Origin of the sequence: Musicola keenii (assembly GCF_014855505.1) — a bacterium.
Classification (GTDB): domain Bacteria; phylum Pseudomonadota; class Gammaproteobacteria; order Enterobacterales; family Enterobacteriaceae; genus Musicola; species Musicola paradisiaca.
Map to the genome: position 1 here is coordinate 282127 of NZ_JAAWVW010000003.1, position 17927 is coordinate 300053.

The following is a 17927-nucleotide window of genomic DNA, read 5'->3' on the forward strand; positions in this document are numbered from 1 at the left end:
CCAACGGTTTTTTGGGTGCCCCGGAATTGCGTGATGGATTACACAATAATACCCTCCGCCCCCTCACAACCATTTACTACGCCTTAACCACCACGCAACCCCGCCAATCAACAGAATCAACATCAAACAAAACACGGCAAAGCCTAGTGCGCTTCCCGCTCCGGGGATCCCGCCCAGATTGACGCCGAACAATCCGGTAAGGAATGTGGTAGGTAAAAACAGCATCGCCAACATCGACATCGTATACGTGCGACGATTCATGGCGTCGGTCATCAGCGAGGTAATTTCATCGGCGATCACCGCTGTTCTGGCGATACTGGCATCAAGATCGTCCAACCCTCGACCGAGCCGCTCGGCAATCTCCTGCATGCGTCGCCGATCATCGTCATGCATCCAGGCCAGTTTCTCCCCGGACAAACGCGAGAAGATGTCACGCTGCGGCGTCATATATCGCCGTAATACGATCAACTGCTTACGAATCAACGCCAACGATCCGCGAGGAGGGATTTGTTGCTCCAGCAAAGCGTCTTCCAGATCGATGATCTTCTCGTGCAATTCATCGATAAACTCGCTGGTATCATCCGTCAGCGCTTCAGCAATGGATACCAACCAGCTACTGCTATCGGTTGGACCGTTTCCTTCCTTCAGATCCTGCATCACCGCGTCAATAGCCGCAACTTTGCGGCGTCGCGTAGAAACTATCAGCCGATCGGTGACAAACACGCGCATCGCCACCAATTGATCCGGCCGAGCGTCATCATTGTAATTAATACTGCGTAATGTAATCAGCGTCCCGTCCCCCAGACGCGCCACTCTAGGCCGCGCACTCTCTCCAGTCAGCGCCGCTCGAACGCTATCCGGCAACAACTCCGTTTCATTCAGCCAACGGGCACTGTTCGGCTGATTGGAATCCAGATGCAACCAACACGGCGAAGCACTGTGTGCCCCCAAAGGCGCCATGCCGCCTTTGCCGTCCAGTTGACAGGCAATCACGGCCCCGGTATGAGCCAACATACTGATTTCATTCTCTTGCACGCAATTCCCTCCGGGAGGATGTAGTGTCTATTTATCTTAACGACAATACCTATGGCGGCAACCCGGTAACGGAGAATTAAGCGCAGTCCCATCAATAAGAAAGATAACGATATCCCTGCGGCTCAGTGCGTATCAACCTATACGCCGACGGTATGGGTTATATCGTCATCAGAGGCGTCAGCTTGTTAAAGAATAGGCCCTGAAGCACGCCGACCGACCGTGGTTACCAACCGCAATCGACTAGGCTGTGTCCATTAAAACTTAACAACCGCTTCAGAAATAACCTGATCGCCCCCCAGCTTTAGCATATGCAGATAGTTTCTGGCTGTTTTTTTCCGAGCGTATCGCAGTACGGTGGTTTTCTTTTTGTATCGCAAAACAACGTTTCCACATACCGGCTTTCGTGGGCTTGTCCGCCGCTCAGACAACACATCCGCGGTAATTCTGTGCCATTTGTCGCCAGATGGATTTTGGTGCCAAAGCCGCCGCGAGAGTGACCCAGCCCATGGTTCCTCACATTCATCGGGATGTTTTTTCGCACCGGCCGCCGCTTTCAGCGGCGCAAACGTTACTGCCATCCAACGCGATAACATCCCGGTCAATCAGCGCTTTTTCATCCAAGATCTGGAGTAATTTATTGAAAATACTGTTCATTACTCCGGCTTTGGACCACCGGTTAAAGCGGTTGTAAATAGTTCCCCATTGACCACAACGATCGGGTAAATCCCGCCTCGGCGCGCCAGAGGTAATAACTGGCTTATGATAAGGCATGCTTGCGACACAGCTCCGCAATTAGCATGCCGGCTTCGCGCTGATCTGTGCTTCGGTGAATTGCTTATTCACATCCAATCTCCTTGTCGTGGGTGATTGGACTCTAAAGGCACGTGCGACTCAATACTGCGGAGACATCATCAGCTTCAGTTATAGATGGAATTCTAACGGCGCTTATGACGTTTTCCCGCTTTATGACGAGGACGTATACTCGCAAGCTGTTTAATCGCATCCGCTTTAGTAATAGGCCGCCCACACATCCCGCAACTGACACCAGTAAAATTGGTATTAAAGTCAAAGTTGGTTGGACGTGTGATTTGATCACTACCGCAAACAGGACAACAAATGTTAAATGTAATACCCATTTTTATAACAACTCTTATATATTTCTATTAGATAGATAGTTAATGATAAGCTTCTTTTCTGAACGCAACTCGGCGAGTATATGCGATAAATGCAAGCATATTCTGTAATTTATTAATCAATGTTTCAGAATATAAAGTGTATGGCTGTATGCCACATCCTCGGCATTGGTAATGGGATATCCTTTTACCCAGGGTTTAATCAGTCGCCCATTCGTGTATTGATAAATAGGCGCAATCGGCACTTCTTCAGCAATAACCTGTTCTGCTTTATTATAATCACCGTTCAGCGCTTTTTTATCCGTCTGATTAGCCGCTTCCTCCATCAGGCGGTCATATCCCGGGTTTTTGAAACGGGCAATATTGCCACTGTGCGTCGACGTCAACAATGACAAAAATGTAGAAGGCTCGTTGTAGTCGCCAATCCAGGACGCCCGCACCACATCAAAATTGCCGCTGTTCCGGCTATCGATATAGGTTTTCCATTCCTGATTAACCAGTTTTACATCCACACCCAGCTTTTTCTTCCACATGGAAGCGATCGCAATCGCAATCTTCTGGTGCACTTCCTGCATGTTGTACAGCAAAGTTAATGTCAATGGCTTCGATGGCCCGTACCCGGCAGCCGTTATCAGCGCCTTAGCTTGCGCGTCAAGTTCAGCTTGCGAATACTGCTGCAGTACAATCGGCACCGGTTTAAAACCGGCAGTAACATCCGGTGTAAAACGATAAGCAGGCTTCTCACCCGTCCCCAACACTTTTTCCGCGATAATCTGACGATCGATCGCATACGACAGTGCCTGACGCACTCGGGCATCGCTGGTCGGCCCCCGCTGAGTATTGAAGGCATAATAATAGGTGCCCAGCTGATCCGGTGTGAATACCTGGCCGGGCATATCCTTCAGTAATTTCTGGTAGAGATTCTTCGGAAAAGACTCGGTGATGTCGATATCACCGGCCTGATAGCGCTTCGTGGCGTTTGACTCCTGATTGATCGGTACAAACGTCACTTTGGTCAACAAGGTATGGGCATGATCCCAGTAATACGCATTAGGGATCAGTTCTAACTTCTCATTCACTACCCGATCCTGCAGCTGAAACGCGCCGTTGCCTACCAAGTTACCTGGTTTGGTCCAATCTTTGCCGAATTTTTCCACCGTAGCCTGATGCACGGGAAACAGACTGAAATTGGCAGCCAGATTAACAAAATAAGGTATCGGCCTGACCAACTGAACTTTCAGCGTGTGATCATCCAACGCGACGACACCCAGTCTATCGGCAGGAAGCTTGCCCGACAAAATTTCATCCGCATTGACAATACCTGCCAGTCGAGCGAACCAGGCGAAGGGGGAGGTATTTTCCGGCGCAACCAACCGCTGCCAACTGTACACAAAATCACGAGCAGTGACTGGATCACCGTTAGACCAACGTGCGTTGTTGCGTAGTGTGAATATGAAAGTCCGGTTATCGCTGGTTTGCCAACGCTCCGCCACGCCTGGGATTGGATTGCCGTGTTCGTCCTGATTTACCAGCCCTTCAAACAGATCACGGATAACCTGAATCTCCGGCAGCCCTACCGCCTTTACCGGATCCAATGAGGCTGGTTCATCTTTGATATGGCGGACGATCTCCTGCCGTTCTGCCAGCACAGTGCCGACAGGCACCTGCGCTGCAACAGCAGGGCCGGTCAACGCAGCCATCAACACCATAGATAATGCGAGATAATGAGATTGCATGATGAATCCTTCCAGAAAAAAACACCGATGCCGGTGGCAAAACCAGTCATTGACAAATTGGCCGATAAAGGCCTGTCGGTTGCCATTCTGACGTTATCAATAGGCTGCCTGCCTCCATGCTCCCCTGCAGGCTATCCTCTGATCTAAGTCGTGCGTCAGACTGAAAAAATCGTTACAGAAACGTGAGTGATAATAGACGTAAATCTGTTCATCCAGCCAGTCTCCCGAACGCTGAACTCTATATTTTGCGATAACGCTCCCTGATGGCACCCTCTATGTTCCACCATATTACAAACCCATGCGAAACACCTTCCCATGCATACTAAAACTGGTGTAACCACGCTGACGCACAGGGCTTTTTTGTTATGATGGGGCAAAATGGCAGTCAGGACTTCGTATATGGCAACACAACGCGCTGCAACACGGCCACGCTCAGAGCGGGGATTTTTTCACCATATCGGCGATGTATACGGTCGCTCCCAGCTGGGGGCACCATTGATCTTCTTTCCCGCAGAGCAATCCACACCGCATAGTGGAGTCATCCTTGCCGGCACTCATGGTGATGAAACGGCTTCGGTTTTCGCGCTTTCTTGCGCATTACGAACGCTCGCGCCCGGTCTGCGCCATCATCATGTCGTGCTGGCGGTGAATCCGGATGGATGCCAACTCGGTACCCGGTGTAATGCGCATGGCGTCGATCTTAATCGCAATTTTCCCACAACTAACTGGCAACCAGACGGAACAGTATACCGCTGGAGCGACGTTACCCCCGATCGCGACGTCAGGCTATCCACTGGCGACAGCCCTGGTTCCGAACCGGAAACCCGCGCATTGTGCCAACTGATAGAACAGCTTTCGCCGCCGTGGATCGTCTCGTTTCACGAACCACTGGCCTGCATTGAAGATCCACTGATGTCGCCTCTGGGGAGTTGGCTGTCTAAAGCGTTTGAACTGCCATTAGTGGAAAGCGTGGGGTACGCCACGCCCGGTTCGTTCGGTACCTGGTGTGTGGAACATCAGTTGCATTGCATTACCGCAGAGCTACCAGTCATCGCCGCCGATAGTGCTAACGAACATTATCTGGAACCGTTGTTGCAACTGCTCTCCCACAATTTTTATACCAATGTTGAGAATGTTGCCCTACACTAATCAACATGTTAAACACCTGTAATAAAGGACACAGACATGTCAAACAACGTACATTTTCAAGGCAATCCAGTACCGGTTGCGGGGACTTTCCCAGCAAAAGGAAGTAAGGCAAAGGCATTTTCCCTGGTTGCCAAAGACCTTTCTGATGTGGCTTTGAGCCACTACACAGGTAAACGCAAAGTCCTGAATATTTTCCCCAGTATTGATACCGGTGTTTGCGCAGCCTCCGTTCGTAAATTCAACCAGTTGGCCGCTGAACTGAACAACACCGTGGTATTGTGTATTTCGGCAGACTTGCCGTTTGCCCAATCCCGCTTTTGCGGCGCTGAAGGTCTGAATAATGTTGTCGTCCTGTCTACCCTGCGCGGCGATGTATTCAAGGAAGACTACGGTGTAGCCATTGCCGAAGGCGCACTGAAAGGACTGACAGCCCGAGCCGTTGTCGTATTGGATGAAAATGACAATGTGCTGCATAGCGAGTTGGTGAATGAAATTACCAACGAGCCGGACTACGATGCCGCATTGGCGGTACTGAAGTAATCCATCATCTCCCCGGAGCTATAGCTCCGGGGAATTCCCAAACATTAGTAGACCCGCTACCACCCAGTTCAAGCGTCTTCCCACAGGAAACGTCGGTGGGCCACTCCACCAACCGTCTCTTCAGTCGTCCCTTTGTTGTTGTTGTTGTTGCTGCCGAATCGACCGGCGCCGGTTCCCAGCATTGGGTGTAGTACCCCGCCTTATCTATTACCCCTTTTTATCAGCACCCTTTCCGTTCACTCACCGCGCTCACACCTCCAGCCGGAGAAACACGCGCTTCGCGGTATTTCACCCGCAATGCACATGCGACCAACACCAACATCAGCCCCCATTCTGCAACCAGCGCAACGATCAACGCCCGCGCAAAATTGCCGCCGTTGCCGTGCAAAGCCTGAACCAGAACACTTCCCAGCAGAATGGGCCCCAGCCCCAGAGAGGTCTGCTGTATTGTCGACAACAACGCGCTACCCGCACCGGCCAATGGCAGCGGCACATCAGATAAGCCGATGCGATAAAAACTGCTGACGATAAACGCCTGCCCAAAACCAATCATCATCGTGGAGGGTAAAATCAGCATTATCGTAATCGGCCAACGCCATGCCAGCGTCGCCATCAGTAACACCAGCCCAACCATCTGGATAGCACATCCCATTAACAACGAACGGATATGCCCGATTCGGGCAGCGATACGCCCGCTCAACAGCGATGCGACAAAATAGGATAATCCCAGCCCGATAAAACTGTTGCCTGATTGCAATGGTGAGAACCCAGCACCGGATTGCAGCGTGTATGCCACCGCAAACATAAAACCGCTCCAACTGGAAAAAAACAGCAACGCCAGCAATAGACCGAAGCGAATACCCGGTAGTTTGAACAGGGGTGGCGGCAACAGCGGCGACGGTTGCCGAAGCTCAACCCAACGCAGCAGAATAAACGCCAACAGTGACAGCAGCAACGCCGCCAGACACAGCCAGTTCCAATGCCAGATTGGCCCAAGCGCTAGCGGAAACAACAAAAAAGCCAGCGCGATAGAAAGTAATGTGGTTCCCGATATATCCAGCGCAACCGGTTTTTCTCCTCGCGTATCCGGTAGACGACCGGGAGCAAACAGCAAAACCAGCAAACAAAGCGGCAGATTGACCAAAAACACGCTGCGCCAACCGAATCCGACAACATCCAATTGAATCAACCAACCACCCAATACCTGCCCCACGACAAATGCGATACCACCGATAGCGCTGTATAACCCCAATGCCCGCGCGTGGTCGCGCCCTCTCAGGCAAACATGGATCGTCGCCAGGATCTGCGGCACCACCATCGCGGCGCTAAACCCCTGCAACGCCCGCGCCAGCAGCAGCACGCCGATATGCCAGGCAATACCACAGAATAATGACGCTACGCCAAACAGCGCCACACCAAACAGAAACAACCGACCGCGCCCCAAGTTATCGCCCAAACGCCCGCCCATCGCCAATGAAACGGCAAAAGCGACGCCGTAAACCGATACCACCAGTTCCAGCTCTGCCGGGCTGGCATGAAGAGAATGAGCGATAGACTCCAGCGCTACGTTGACGATCGAAAAATCAATCATCGGCAATAGTTGTCCGGTAAGTAGCAGTATCAATCCGATACTGCTGAGCGCAGGTGGCATAGAAGCCTGTTTCATGATGATATCCGTTGTGTTAATGACTAGACGCAACTAGCATTACTCGAATCATAACCGGGTACCAGTTCCTGTTTATCCTGGTATAAATACTACCTGCCTGGAGAATAATCTTATGATCATGACTGTGTCGGTACCCGCCTCTGAATCGCATCCGTCACTCGTGTTACAGGATAACCGCAAACAACTCGGCATCTTTCTGCGCTCGCGTCGCGAAAGCCTGGATCCGCAGCGGCTGGGGTTGCCCTCGCCGCGCAAACGACGAACACCGGGTCTGCGCCGTGAGGATGTCGCGTTACTGGCTGATGTAGGCATAACCTGGTACACCTGGCTGGAACAGGGTCGGGAAATCCGCACCTCCGCTAAAACGCTTGCCGCCATCGCCAACGCGCTGCAATTCAATCAGGATGAAACCCGTCATCTGTTTATGCTGGCAGGGTTGCCCTTCTCGCCCGCAGCACGCGCCAGTTGTGAAAAAATCAGCGCTGACGGGCAACGAATTCTCGATCAACTCAACCCTTTTCCGGCTGTCATCGTCAACGCACGCTTTAGCATTCTCGGTTTCAATCAGGCCTGGTGCCGTCTGATGAATATCAATCTGGCACAGCTCCCCCACGAGGATCGCAACTGCATTTTGCTGGCTTTTACTCACCCCGGCTGGCGGGAATGTTTGGTCGATCTGCACGAGTTTCTGCCGAATATCGTAGCCATGTTCCGGGCTCGCATGGCGGAACACAGCGGTGATCCGCTATGGGAAGCCCAACTCCAGCGTTTTCTCAGCGAGTCGGAAGAGTTCCGTCAGTTATGGCACCAGCGTCATGACATTCAGGGCGTGGATGATCGTGAAAAACGCTTCCGCCACCCAGTGCTGGGGATTATCGCCTTACGGCAGACCAACTGGTGGACAGCCTCCAGTAATGGTGATCGCATGCTGGTGTATATGCCGGCCAGCCCGCAGGACAACCAGCGGCTGGAACAATTGGCCCAGTATCCTCTGCCAACGTAATAGGTAATACACTCTGACACTTACCCGGTTAACCGAAGCATTGATAACAATATGCCGTCCCATCAACGATGCGCGTGTTTTTTGCCAGAGGGCAACGGTGAGTTATTTTGTTAACAGAATGGATTTTTCTCTTTTTATCGCCACCAGACTGTGAGGACTCTATGACTGAACTGACTACGCCGCGCCTGTTACTACGCCCTTATACCTCGGATGATGTTCAGGAATCCCAACGGGCGATTTTGGAGTCAGCCGACACGATCGGCCGTTGGCTGGTCTGGTGGTCGCCGGATTACAGCCTGCAGGACGCCTCCTGCTGGATCACACTTTCAGCGCAACAACGACAGAGCGGCGATGCCTTTGATTTCGCCGTTACTGACCGAGCATCGGGGCATCTGCTCGGTACGGTTTCCATCAATGCCATCAATAGGGCTTATCGGATGGGGAATATTGGCTACTGGATACGGCAGTCGGCTCAAGGACATGGCTATATGCCGGAAGCGGTGCGCGCCATTGCCGCATTTGGGTTTGATGAATTGTCGCTGACGCGGCTGGAGATCTTTGCGGGAGAACACAACCACCCCAGCCGTCGGGTGGCGGAAAAGGTCGGCGCCCACTTTGAAGGCATCGCCAGAAACCGCATCATCCTGCGCCACGGGCCGATCGATGCCGCCATGTATTCGTTAGTGCCGGGCGATATCATCCGCTGACAGCAACCTCACGCGGCGTCACTCATCTTCATCGCCGACGCTTTTACGCCCGCTGAGACCGTATTCACGCAATTTATTGGCGATAGCGGTATGAGAAACCCCCAGCCGTTTCGCCAGTTTGCGGGTGCTGGGGTAAGTTTGATACAGCCGGGTCAACACCGAACGTTCAAATCGTTTATTGATATCATCCAGCGACCCTTCCAGTACCTCGTCACTGTGGACAACGTCATGCTGGAATGCAGGCAGGTCGATATCCGCCAGACGCAGTTCCTGGCCTTCCAACTGAGCCAACGCACGATAGAGAGTATTTTTTAACTGGCGCACATTGCCCGGCCAACCATACTGCGGTAACAAAGCGCGTACCTCCGGCGCGATACGGGGATGCACAATGCCCTGCTCGTCGGCGAAACGGGCAACAAACAATTCCACCAACGGCATGACGTCCATCGGACACTCGCGCAAGGGCGGCAAATTGATCGTCAACACATTCAGACGATAGAACAAATCCTCACGAAACAGCCCGCGTTGCACCAACTCCTGCAGATTTTTCTGGGTAGCGCAGATCACACGAACATCAACGTGAACCTCATGCTCTTCCCCCACACGCCGGAACGTGCCGTCGTTGAGAAACCGCAGCAATTTAGTCTGCATCTGGGGCGACATCTCGCCCACTTCATCCAGCAGCACCGAACCACCGTTAGCCTGTTCGAAAAACCCTTTCTTACCTTCCAGCGCATTGGGGTAAGCGCCTGGCGCATAGCCGTAAAGTTCGCTTTCCATCACATCATCCGGCAGCGACGCACAGTTCAGCGCCAAAAAGGGCTTCTTACCCCGGCTGCTACGTAGATGGCAGGCTCGAGCCAACATATCCTTGCCCGTGCCAGTTTCGCCAATCAGCAGCAACGGCGCATCCAACATCGCCAGTTTGCGCGCCTGTTCCACCACCTGACGCATGCGCGGGCTTACCGCCACTACATGCTCGAACTCCCGGTCGTCATGAACTGGCGTATCCTGCAGTTGTCTCCCCATGCGTACCGCTGATCGCAACATCACCAGCGCGCCGGCCGTCGTCAGTTTACCGTTGTCGTCTTCCAGGTGTACTGGCGTCACCTCCAGCAAAAAATCCTGGCCGCGAATCACTACCCGCACCGTTTCAGGCCTGCCGCCCCGTTCCTGCCACTGGGATATTGCGTAGCCATTCACCAGCTGCCCCAGCGTCATGGCCCGGGCCTTATCCCGTGTCAACTCGAACAATGTCAGCGCGGCGGCGTTGACCAGTTCCAGCTTGCCTTTCAGATCCACCGATAACACCGGCTCGGGCATCGACTCCAGCAGCGCACTGAGCGCCCGATGCTCACGCTCCGACGGCATAAAGGCGATGGTGCGGACATCGCTAACGCCCGGAATACGGCGAATTTCCGCCATCAGCGCGCTGAACTCCTCAAAATGCAGCGTCGCGAAATTCAGGTAGATTCGGCCGACAGGGTCAATCTCAATACCACGCAAATCAATATGGCGCAGTACCAGTAGATCCAGCAATTCACGAGTTAGACCAAGCCGGTCCTGACAAAACACTTCCAGACGCATCAACAAAACCTTTTTCAGCGGGCGGCGGAGTTGGGTGTGCTTCACACAACGGAAAGCCGAATCATACCCTGACATCCGCACAGGATGAAGTGGGGTGTCAGCAAAAGTTGACACCCATGTCATTAATTGATGGATTGTCGCTCAGCGCATTTTGGTCGATTGGGCAGACTGGCGCGGCGGCTCGGGCTCATCCTCTGGAAATGGCGTGGTCAGCAGAGATACCAGGGTGCGCACACCTTCCAGATAGTTACCGACACGCAAGTTCTCATCATAGCTGGCCGCATTGTTGTCGGCATTCACCAACGGCACCACAGCGAATGCGCTTTTCAGTTGCGCCAGCGCGCCATTGATCGGCGGCGAGACACCCAGCATGCGGTTTTTGTCGGGCTCAACCTTGCGCGTCGCCGTCAACCCCTCACTCACCCACTTCGCCAGCGGCGCACCCAACTGTGTGCGGACTGCGTAGGAGCTGCCACCCGCCGTCAGCATATTCATAGCAATCAACTTCGGATTGTGGTTGCGCTCTTGCAGCGAGGGGGCGTCAGAACGGGTTAGATAAAACCCTTTGGCGAGTACATAGCGTTTTAGCAGATCGTAGAGATAATCCGGCGAGGTCTCCGGCACAGTACGGATATTGAGGCTAGCAGTGGCGGTAGATGGAATCGCGTAAATGGCTTTTCGTCCGGTATCGCCGGACTTCAACCCGATAATATCCAGCGAGGGATACTGTACCGCTTCCACCGGGTTGGCGGCCACCTTGTCCAATTGCGTTACCCCATAGCGGTTTTCAATCGCCCCTTTAGGCGGAGCCTGTTTCACCATGAGTTGGCGCTCTTCGTCGCTCAGCTTCACTCGATCATAAAAACCGGGCAGCGTGACCCGGCCATCGGCATCCTTCAACCCCGCCAACAAAGTAGCCAACTGCTGCGCCGGATTGATGACGATATTGCCGAATGCGCCGCTGTGCGCCGCCGGATCCGGGCCAAACACCGTCATATCCACCTGAATTGATCCACGATACCCCAGTGTTATCAATGGTTTGTCATTGCTCGTCATGGCGCCGTTGAACACCACCACGCCGTCGTTTTTCAACCGGGCGGCATTCTGCGTCACGACCGACATCAGATGGGGCGAGCCCCGCTCTTCTTCCGAATCCAGCAATACCTTGATATTTACCGTCGGCGGCGCACCGTTGCCTTTCAATGCGTCAATCGCCGCCAGAAACATACTGATCACCCCTTTGCCGTCCGAGGAAGAACGGGCAAATACCCGCCATTCAGGGTCGATCGCCGATTGCATCAGCCGCTCGTTAGGCATCGGCTGCCAGACGTTACGGTTATCTTTGTATTTCAGTGTGGGTTTGAAGGGTTCACTGCTCCACTCGGAAGCCGTGACCGAAGGACCGTCAAAATGCAATAGAAATAATACAGTCTTACGGCTTGCCTGCATGGTTCCCCACTCGGCATACAGCATGGGATGCGCGCCATTGGGAATGGTGTAGGTGGTAAACCCCCGTTTTTTGAAGGCGGTATCCATCCAACTCAGATTGCGCTGGATATCAGACGACACTTCGGAGTCATTGCTGAGCGTTAACGAGTCAAGATAGTCGGGGAAACTCCCTTGCGCATAGCGCTGGGCTTCCGCCGGCGACATAATCCACTGCGCGTGGACAGAAAAATTCAACATCAGGGCGCCCAATACGCCCGCGATTATAGTTTTGCCACAATAATGCACAGCCTATCTCCTTCCAGCCAGAGGAAAAGACACACCAGAACAGTATCGGCCGTCGGACGCCAAACCTGACAGTTCGGTACGCTGTCGTCCTGCCATCACGGCGATGTAGAGCCGGCAGGCGTTATGTGCGTATAACATGTGCGGTATAACAACAGCGCATGGGTTAAGAGTCGGTCAAGACTGGTTTTTTTTCTTTGCACTATGTCAGAAAACCATGGTCAGAAAACCACGTTCAGAGAACCACGTTCAGAGAACCACGTTCAGGAAATCATCGTTAGACCAACGCGCCGGGAAGCCATCATCAACGCAGTACAACCTGGCGGCGAGCGAAACCGGAGCAGGCGCCCCGGCAATGTGGAAGGATGGAATAGGCATTATGATCCTGCCCGGCTTTTCTCACGAATATGCGCCAGCAGTTCGCGGCGAAAGTCGCCCAGGCGGGGCTTATCGTCCAGCCAGGGCAGCGGCCGACACAGGGCCATCGCCCGAATACCCAGCCGCGCCGTCAACAACCCGACTCCCAACCCTTGTGCCGCCCTCGCTGACAGACGGGCCGTCAGATCCTGTGACATCCAGTCCATGCCGATCTCCCGCACTAACTCGCTGGCGCCGGCAAATGCCACATTCAACAGCACCAGCTTGAACAGACGAATACGGCTGAAATATCCCAGCTCAATGCCATACAACCTGGCGATACGATTCACCAGCCGCAGGTTACGCCAAGCGATAAACGCCATATCCACCAACGCCAGCGGGCTCACCGCCACGATCAACGCGGCTTCGGCGGCGCAATGACTGATTTCGCGACGAGCGCGGGCGTCCAACGCCGGTTGCACCAGTTTTGCATAGAGAACAACCACCTCGCGGTCGTTCTGGCTCTCATGCAGCGACGCCAGCCAGCGCTGCATCGCCGGGTGCCCCATCCCCAGCCCTGCCTGTCGCGCTAGCTGTTCACAGAACGCCCGCCCATTGCCGACACGATGTCCGTCGAGCAGCGCCTGCGCCTGATCACGGGTTTGCGCGCGCTGCCGCAACCGGTACAGCCGACGCCACTCTACCGCCAGCGAACCAACGCCGGCTCCGACGATCAAGGTACCGGCGGCCATGCCCCCCAGCGCGATCCAGTCCTGATTCAGCCAGGCGTGATACAACGATTGCCCTCCCTGCGCCAGCGCACTGATGCCGAACAGCGCCATCCCCGCCACCAGCATACGTCGCCAGAGACTGCGTTTCGGAGACAACGCCGCACTGACGACCTGCTCCTGCTCGGCGTTTTCCAACTCGTCCAGCTCGTTCTCATCGCCCAAAGCAACCGGCACAAATTCCCGTCCGGGCGCATCGGTAAAATCGACCGACGGCCGCAACCTGTCGCCCCCGACGGCAGTCGCCGGCTCATCATCAAAGTGAATACGGGGTTTTAGAAGGTCGTTCATCGCAATTTATCTCCCAACAGGAACTCCAGCGCCGAATCCAGTCGGATATGCGGCAACGGTGCGTCCAGCGGCATCTCCAGCGGCCTGAAGGCGTCAAAATTAAACCCCTGCGTTTGCCAGAAATCTGGCTCCGGCAGACGCGGCGGCACATCGCCGGGATAAACAGTCATGGGCTGACCATCCGCTAACCGGTGCCCGCGTAACGCCGGCAATGCCTGCCCCTGATGCTCAACCGTGCCGTTACGGGTCGCCTGAACCGAAGCAATCCCTGTGCAGGACATGTCGATTCCCTCGAATGCCGCATTTTGCCAGGCCTCCTGCACCAGTTGCTGCAATAGCGACACCAGATTGGCCTGCTGATCGGTGGTGATGTGGTCCGACTTGGTGGCGGCAAACATCAGCCGATCGATACAGGGTGAAAACAACCGCCGGAGCAATGTCCGTTTACCGTAATGAAAACTGCGCATCAGTTGCGCCAGCGCCAGGCGCATATCATTGAAAGCCTGAACCCCGCTATTCAGCGGCTGAAGGCAATCCACCAGCACGATTTGGCGATCGAAACGGACGAAATGCTGACGGTAAAACGCCCGCACCACATGCTGGCAATAGTGGTCAAACCGGCGGCGCAACATACCGAACGTACTGCCGGCATCCGCCTGCGCCATCAGCGCGTCCAGCCGTTCGTCCCGCTGCGGCCAGGGGAAAAACTGCAGCACCGGCGCATCGGCCAAATCGCCGGGCAGCACAAAACGCCCCGGCTGAATGAAATGCAGCCCTTCCTGCTTGCAGCGCCACAGGTAAGCGGTATAGGCCTGTGAGATATCCGCCAGTTGGTTTTCGTCCGCCGGCGCCAGCGGGTCGAGCGACTGACAAAGATTCAGCCAGGGCTGCGCCCAGACTCGCCGCTCACCCTGCAACATATCTTGCATCTGGCGCGACCATTCGACATAGGTCTGTTCCAGCAGCGGTAAATCCAACAACCATTCTCCTGGATAATCGACGATCTCCAGATAAAGCGTCGATGTATCGCGGAAGTGACGCAACAGACTGTCCTGCGACCGGTAACGCATCATCAAACGGATTTCGCTCACACCGCGCGTCGGCGACGGCCAGGCCGGGGGAACGCTATACAGCGCAGAGATCGCCTCGTCGTAAGCAAAGCGCGGAATGCCCAAATCACGCTGGGGAATACGCCGCACACCTAACAACCGGTGTTCTCGCGCCGCGGAAAACAAGGGCAAGCGGGCGCCGTTGTGCACATTGAGCAATTGATTGACCAGCGAAGTGATAAAAGCGGTTTTACCGCTACGGCTCAACCCCGTCACCGCCAGCCGTACATGGCGATCGACGCTGCGGTTGACCAGCGCGTTGAGTTCGCCCTGTAAGCGATTGAGAGGATAACCCACTGATACTCCTGTTTTTTATTCTACCCGCGCCACGACTCATTGCCGTTCGTCGTCTCGCTTCATTATGGCGTGTTGTCGCTGAAAAGAAAAAATGCGCGGGATGATGTTCCGCGCATATCGCCGGTACGCAAAACAATAACGGCGGTGTCAGGATGAGGCATGCATCCGCATCGGAGATGACGGAAGCAAGCGGACAGCCGCCCGCTCCGTCGACGGCTCACCGAACGATTCGGCTATAACTGGCGGAATTTGCTGCGAACCCCAAAGGTGTCGGATGTAATGTAACGCTCAATCTGGCGTAATCGCTGCTCGCTGGCGCTCAGTATTGCATCAGCGTCATCCAGCAATTGATTAGGCGATGCTTCCGTCGCCGCTGATGCACGATCCGCGTCCTTAGGCAACGGGTTCAGGACGAAGCTAAGAATGATATAGGCCAGCGCGGTAATCAAAAACAGGCCGAAGAAAACAGACAGTACCGCGATCAGCCTCACCAGTTTTACCGGCACATCAAAATAACGCGCCAACCCGGCGCATACGCCTTTGATCATACCTTCTTCCGGCACCAGGTATAATTTGTTGTCGGTCATCAGGATTGCCTCCAGTTAGGATGTTCTGCATCCAGAATTTGTTCCAGCGCTTCAATACGCTCGCGCATATGCTGTGCGTCTTCCGTCAATCTGACGAGCCGCTGCCGCTCATGTTGATCCCACTGCGGCGTGGCGCGACGACGTTGGCTGTAATGCAGCCATAGCCACAGCGGCGCCACAAACAGCAGAAATACCGTCAGCGGGATCATTGTCAGTACCAGAGCGCCCATTTTTTCTCCTTCATTATTATGATGATGCGGCCTGGCTGCCGCCTGGACGGCAGCCTATCGCGGTTACTCCGCCGGTTTGACCTTGGCTTTAAGCGCCGCCAGTTGCGCGTCGATCTCGTCATTCACCTTCAGTTCGGCAAACTGTTGATCCAATGATTTCTGTTTGCCTAACCCTACGCTCTCCGCCTCGGCTTCCAGCGTGTCGATACGGCGTTCGAACTGCTCGAAACGCGCCATGGCTTCATCCAGTTTACCGCTGTCCAACTGGCGACGAATATCTCTTGATGAACTGGCCGCCTGATGACGCAACGTGAGCGCCTGCTGGCGGGCTCGGGTTTCAGTCAGCTTGTTTTCCAGCTCGCCGATTTCACGCTTCATCCGTTCCAGCGTCTCTTCGGTCGTCGTCGCCTCCTGCTCCAGTACCGCAATCAACTCCGCCAGCTTCTGTTTTTCAATCAACGCCGAACGCGCCAGATCTTCACGATCTTTACGCAATGCCAGTTCCGCCTTTTCCTGCCATTCGCTCTGCTGTTCGCGGGCCTGCTCAATCCGGCGGGACAACTGTTTCTTTTCCGCCAACGCCCGCGCAGACGTGGAGCGCACTTCCACCAGCGTGTCTTCCATTTCCTGAATCATCAACCGCACCAGCTTCTGCGGATCTTCCGCTTTATCCAGCAGGGCATTGATATTGGCGTTCACAATGTCGGCAAAACGGGAAAAAATACCCATACTCAACTCCTCATTGATTTCCGGCGTCTACGACGCCCGGTTCGTAATCTCCATCGGCCATTGCCTGATGACAGGTAGTCTTTATCAAGTATTGTGCCAATTTTCATAAAACAATAATGCATTGATATAAAATGATTTTTATTTTTTGCCTTCACCGCTCAACATTCTATGATAGTAAAAATCGCCAATAATTAGTGAAAAATACAAGGTAGCCACATGACTCACGACAATGAATCCCTGCTGGGTGAAGCCAATCGCTTTTTGGAGGTACTGGAACAGGTCTCCCAGCTGGCGCCGCTTAACAAACCGGTTCTGGTGATTGGCGAACGCGGTACCGGCAAGGAGCTGATCGCCAGTCGCCTGCATTATCTCTCCGCTCGCTGGCAAGGTGCGTTCATATCCCTCAACTGCGCCGCGCTGAACGAAAATCTGCTGGATTCAGAGCTATTCGGTCATGAAGCCGGCGCGTTCACCGGCGCACAACGGCGTCATTTGGGGCGATTTGAGCGTGCGGACGGCGGTACGCTGTTCCTTGACGAACTGGCGACCGCGCCGATGCTGGTGCAGGAAAAACTGTTGCGGGTGATCGAATACGGTATGCTGGAGCGAGTGGGCGGCAGCCAACCGCTACAGGTGGATGTGCGTCTGGTCTGTGCCACCAACGAGGATCTGCCGGCTCTGGCGGCGGCGGGCAAGTTCCGCGCCGATCTGCTTGACCGGCTGGCATTTGACGTGGTGCACCTGCCGCCGCTGCGGGCGCGTCAGCAAGACATCATGCTGCTCGCACAGCATTTCGCCGTCCAGATGTGTCGTGAATTGCGGCTGCCGCTGTTTCCCGGTTTTACCCCCAATGCCGAACACATTTTGCTCAGCTACCATTGGCCCGGCAACATTCGCGAGTTGAAAAACGTAGTGGAACGCTCGGTCTACCGTCACGGCGACAGCGAGCAGGCGCTGGATCGCATCATCCTCAACCCGTTCCAGCCGCAGGCATTCCCCGCCCTCGAGGCGAAAACCAGCGCCGCGCCAACAGCCTTGCCCACACTGCCGCTGGATCTACGCAGCTGGCAGCACGACCAGGAACAACAACTGGTGCGGCAGGCGTTGCAGCAAGGCCGCTTCAACCAGCGCAAGGCGGCGGAACTGCTGGGTGTGACCTACCATCAATACCGCGGCCTGTTGAAGAAACACGCCATGAGTGATGATGAATGAAACACGCCACGCCCTACGCATGGCCTGCCATGGGTCGGCA

17 protein-coding genes and 1 pseudogene are annotated in these 17927 nt (G+C 54.5%); 5 read left to right on the plus strand and 13 right to left on the minus strand.

Features of this window, described 5'->3' with window-relative positions; all coding sequences use genetic code 11:
* Positions 1 to 63 precede the first annotated feature (63 nt).
* The 4 genes and pseudogenes from zntB to HEP82_RS04940 all read right to left on the minus strand — a co-directional run bounded on the left by zntB (position 64) and on the right by HEP82_RS04940 (position 3904).
* On the minus strand, positions 64 to 1014 hold the full coding sequence (gene zntB, locus HEP82_RS04930; protein WP_192457111.1) for a zinc transporter ZntB: 951 nt from the start codon (positions 1012 to 1014) through the stop codon (positions 64 to 66).
* A gap of 400 nt (positions 1015 to 1414) precedes the next feature.
* A pseudogene (locus HEP82_RS04935) lies at positions 1415 to 1788 on the minus strand (transposase); the annotation flags it as partial.
* A 182-nt stretch (positions 1789 to 1970) separates the two neighbouring features.
* Positions 1971 to 2171, minus strand: coding sequence for an ECs_2282 family putative zinc-binding protein (locus HEP82_RS20285; RefSeq protein ID WP_420873513.1), 201 nt, complete (start codon positions 2169 to 2171; stop codon positions 1971 to 1973).
* A 116-nt stretch (positions 2172 to 2287) separates the two neighbouring features.
* Complete coding sequence (locus tag HEP82_RS04940; protein ID WP_192457060.1) at positions 2288 to 3904, minus strand: peptide ABC transporter substrate-binding protein; 1617 nt, start codon at positions 3902 to 3904, stop codon at positions 2288 to 2290.
* 399 nt (positions 3905 to 4303) lie between these two features.
* On the opposite strand from HEP82_RS04940, the gene mpaA reads away from it, so the two are divergent.
* Together mpaA and tpx are read left to right on the plus strand one after the other, a co-directional pair.
* Positions 4304 to 5053, plus strand: a complete 750-nt coding sequence (gene mpaA / locus HEP82_RS04945; RefSeq protein WP_192457061.1) for a murein tripeptide amidase MpaA — start codon at positions 4304 to 4306, stop codon at positions 5051 to 5053.
* Between the two features lie 36 nt (positions 5054 to 5089).
* Positions 5090 to 5593, plus strand: coding sequence for a thiol peroxidase (tpx, locus tag HEP82_RS04950; protein ID WP_192457062.1), 504 nt, complete (start codon positions 5090 to 5092; stop codon positions 5591 to 5593).
* A 220-nt stretch (positions 5594 to 5813) separates the two neighbouring features.
* Here the strand turns inward: tpx and HEP82_RS04955 are convergent, their stop codons facing one another.
* Entirely contained in the window at positions 5814 to 7259 is a 1446-nt protein-coding gene (locus HEP82_RS04955; protein ID WP_192457063.1) for an MFS transporter, read from the minus strand.
* A 112-nt stretch (positions 7260 to 7371) separates the two neighbouring features.
* Between HEP82_RS04955 and HEP82_RS04960 the strand changes: the two genes are divergently transcribed.
* Both HEP82_RS04960 and HEP82_RS04965 read left to right on the plus strand, forming a co-directional pair.
* Positions 7372 to 8262 (plus strand): helix-turn-helix transcriptional regulator, encoded by an 891-nt coding sequence (locus HEP82_RS04960; protein WP_192457064.1) that lies wholly within the window; start codon positions 7372 to 7374, stop codon positions 8260 to 8262.
* A 161-nt stretch (positions 8263 to 8423) separates the two neighbouring features.
* The gene (locus HEP82_RS04965) at positions 8424 to 8969 is read left to right on the plus strand and encodes a GNAT family N-acetyltransferase (RefSeq protein WP_192457065.1); all 546 of its coding nucleotides are present in this window, start codon (positions 8424 to 8426) and stop codon (positions 8967 to 8969) included.
* A gap of 18 nt (positions 8970 to 8987) precedes the next feature.
* Here the strand turns inward: HEP82_RS04965 and tyrR are convergent, their stop codons facing one another.
* From tyrR to pspA, 8 genes are all read right to left on the minus strand, one after another.
* Complete coding sequence (gene tyrR / locus HEP82_RS04970; RefSeq protein WP_192457066.1) at positions 8988 to 10556, minus strand: transcriptional regulator TyrR; 1569 nt, start codon at positions 10554 to 10556, stop codon at positions 8988 to 8990.
* Between the two features lie 141 nt (positions 10557 to 10697).
* Positions 10698 to 12242, minus strand: a complete 1545-nt coding sequence (locus HEP82_RS04975) for a M20/M25/M40 family metallo-hydrolase (RefSeq protein ID WP_192457067.1) — start codon at positions 12240 to 12242, stop codon at positions 10698 to 10700.
* A gap of 294 nt (positions 12243 to 12536) precedes the next feature.
* The gene (locus tag HEP82_RS20095; RefSeq protein WP_269150410.1) at positions 12537 to 12665 is read right to left on the minus strand and encodes a hypothetical protein; all 129 of its coding nucleotides are present in this window, start codon (positions 12663 to 12665) and stop codon (positions 12537 to 12539) included.
* Positions 12665 to 13723 carry a TIGR01620 family protein gene (locus HEP82_RS04980; protein ID WP_192457068.1) on the minus strand — a complete coding sequence of 353 codons (1059 nt, stop codon included), beginning with the start codon at positions 13721 to 13723 and terminating at the stop codon, positions 12665 to 12667. Before HEP82_RS04980 ends, HEP82_RS20095 begins: the two co-directional genes overlap by 1 nt.
* Positions 13720 to 15129 (minus strand): YcjX family GTP-binding protein, encoded by a 1410-nt coding sequence (locus HEP82_RS04985; protein ID WP_192457069.1) that lies wholly within the window; start codon positions 15127 to 15129, stop codon positions 13720 to 13722. Before HEP82_RS04985 ends, HEP82_RS04980 begins: the two co-directional genes overlap by 4 nt.
* A gap of 233 nt (positions 15130 to 15362) precedes the next feature.
* Positions 15363 to 15716 (minus strand): envelope stress response membrane protein PspC, encoded by a 354-nt coding sequence (gene pspC, locus HEP82_RS04990; protein WP_192457070.1) that lies wholly within the window; start codon positions 15714 to 15716, stop codon positions 15363 to 15365.
* Entirely contained in the window at positions 15716 to 15946 is a 231-nt protein-coding gene (gene pspB / locus HEP82_RS04995; RefSeq protein WP_192457071.1) for an envelope stress response membrane protein PspB, read from the minus strand. The genes pspC and pspB overlap by 1 nt, the downstream gene beginning before the upstream one ends.
* A gap of 63 nt (positions 15947 to 16009) precedes the next feature.
* Positions 16010 to 16675, minus strand: coding sequence for a phage shock protein PspA (pspA, locus tag HEP82_RS05000; protein ID WP_192457072.1), 666 nt, complete (start codon positions 16673 to 16675; stop codon positions 16010 to 16012).
* 216 nt (positions 16676 to 16891) lie between these two features.
* Here pspA and pspF point away from each other — a divergent pair, with 216 nt between their 5' ends.
* Complete coding sequence (gene pspF / locus HEP82_RS05005; protein WP_192457073.1) at positions 16892 to 17887, plus strand: phage shock protein operon transcriptional activator; 996 nt, start codon at positions 16892 to 16894, stop codon at positions 17885 to 17887.
* Positions 17888 to 17927 lie beyond the last annotated feature (40 nt).

Bases quoted from the DNA above. Each gene is read 5' to 3' on its own strand.
- pspB (WP_192457071.1), bottom strand. From the start codon at position 15,946: ATGGGCGCTCTGGTACTGACAATGATCCCGCTGACGGTATTTCTGCTG.
- zntB (WP_192457111.1), bottom strand. From the start codon at position 1,014: ATGTTGGCTCATACCGGGGCCGTGATTGCCTGTCAACTGGACGGCAAA.
- HEP82_RS20285 (WP_420873513.1), bottom strand. From the start codon at position 2,171: ATGGGTATTACATTTAACATTTGTTGTCCTGTTTGCGGTAGTGATCAA.
- HEP82_RS04960 (WP_192457064.1), top strand. From the start codon at position 7,372: ATGATCATGACTGTGTCGGTACCCGCCTCTGAATCGCATCCGTCACTC.
- HEP82_RS04955 (WP_192457063.1), bottom strand. From the start codon at position 7,259: ATGAAACAGGCTTCTATGCCACCTGCGCTCAGCAGTATCGGATTGATA.
- pspF (WP_192457073.1), top strand. From the start codon at position 16,892: ATGACTCACGACAATGAATCCCTGCTGGGTGAAGCCAATCGCTTTTTG.
- pspA (WP_192457072.1), bottom strand. From the start codon at position 16,675: ATGGGTATTTTTTCCCGTTTTGCCGACATTGTGAACGCCAATATCAAT.
- HEP82_RS20095 (WP_269150410.1), bottom strand. From the start codon at position 12,665: ATGCCTATTCCATCCTTCCACATTGCCGGGGCGCCTGCTCCGGTTTCG.
- tyrR (WP_192457066.1), bottom strand. From the start codon at position 10,556: ATGCGTCTGGAAGTGTTTTGTCAGGACCGGCTTGGTCTAACTCGTGAA.
- pspC (WP_192457070.1), bottom strand. From the start codon at position 15,716: ATGACCGACAACAAATTATACCTGGTGCCGGAAGAAGGTATGATCAAA.
- mpaA (WP_192457061.1), top strand. From the start codon at position 4,304: ATGGCAACACAACGCGCTGCAACACGGCCACGCTCAGAGCGGGGATTT.
- HEP82_RS04975 (WP_192457067.1), bottom strand. From the start codon at position 12,242: ATGTTGAATTTTTCTGTCCACGCGCAGTGGATTATGTCGCCGGCGGAA.
- tpx (WP_192457062.1), top strand. From the start codon at position 5,090: ATGTCAAACAACGTACATTTTCAAGGCAATCCAGTACCGGTTGCGGGG.
- HEP82_RS04965 (WP_192457065.1), top strand. From the start codon at position 8,424: ATGACTGAACTGACTACGCCGCGCCTGTTACTACGCCCTTATACCTCG.
- HEP82_RS04980 (WP_192457068.1), bottom strand. From the start codon at position 13,723: ATGAACGACCTTCTAAAACCCCGTATTCACTTTGATGATGAGCCGGCG.
- HEP82_RS04940 (WP_192457060.1), bottom strand. From the start codon at position 3,904: ATGCAATCTCATTATCTCGCATTATCTATGGTGTTGATGGCTGCGTTG.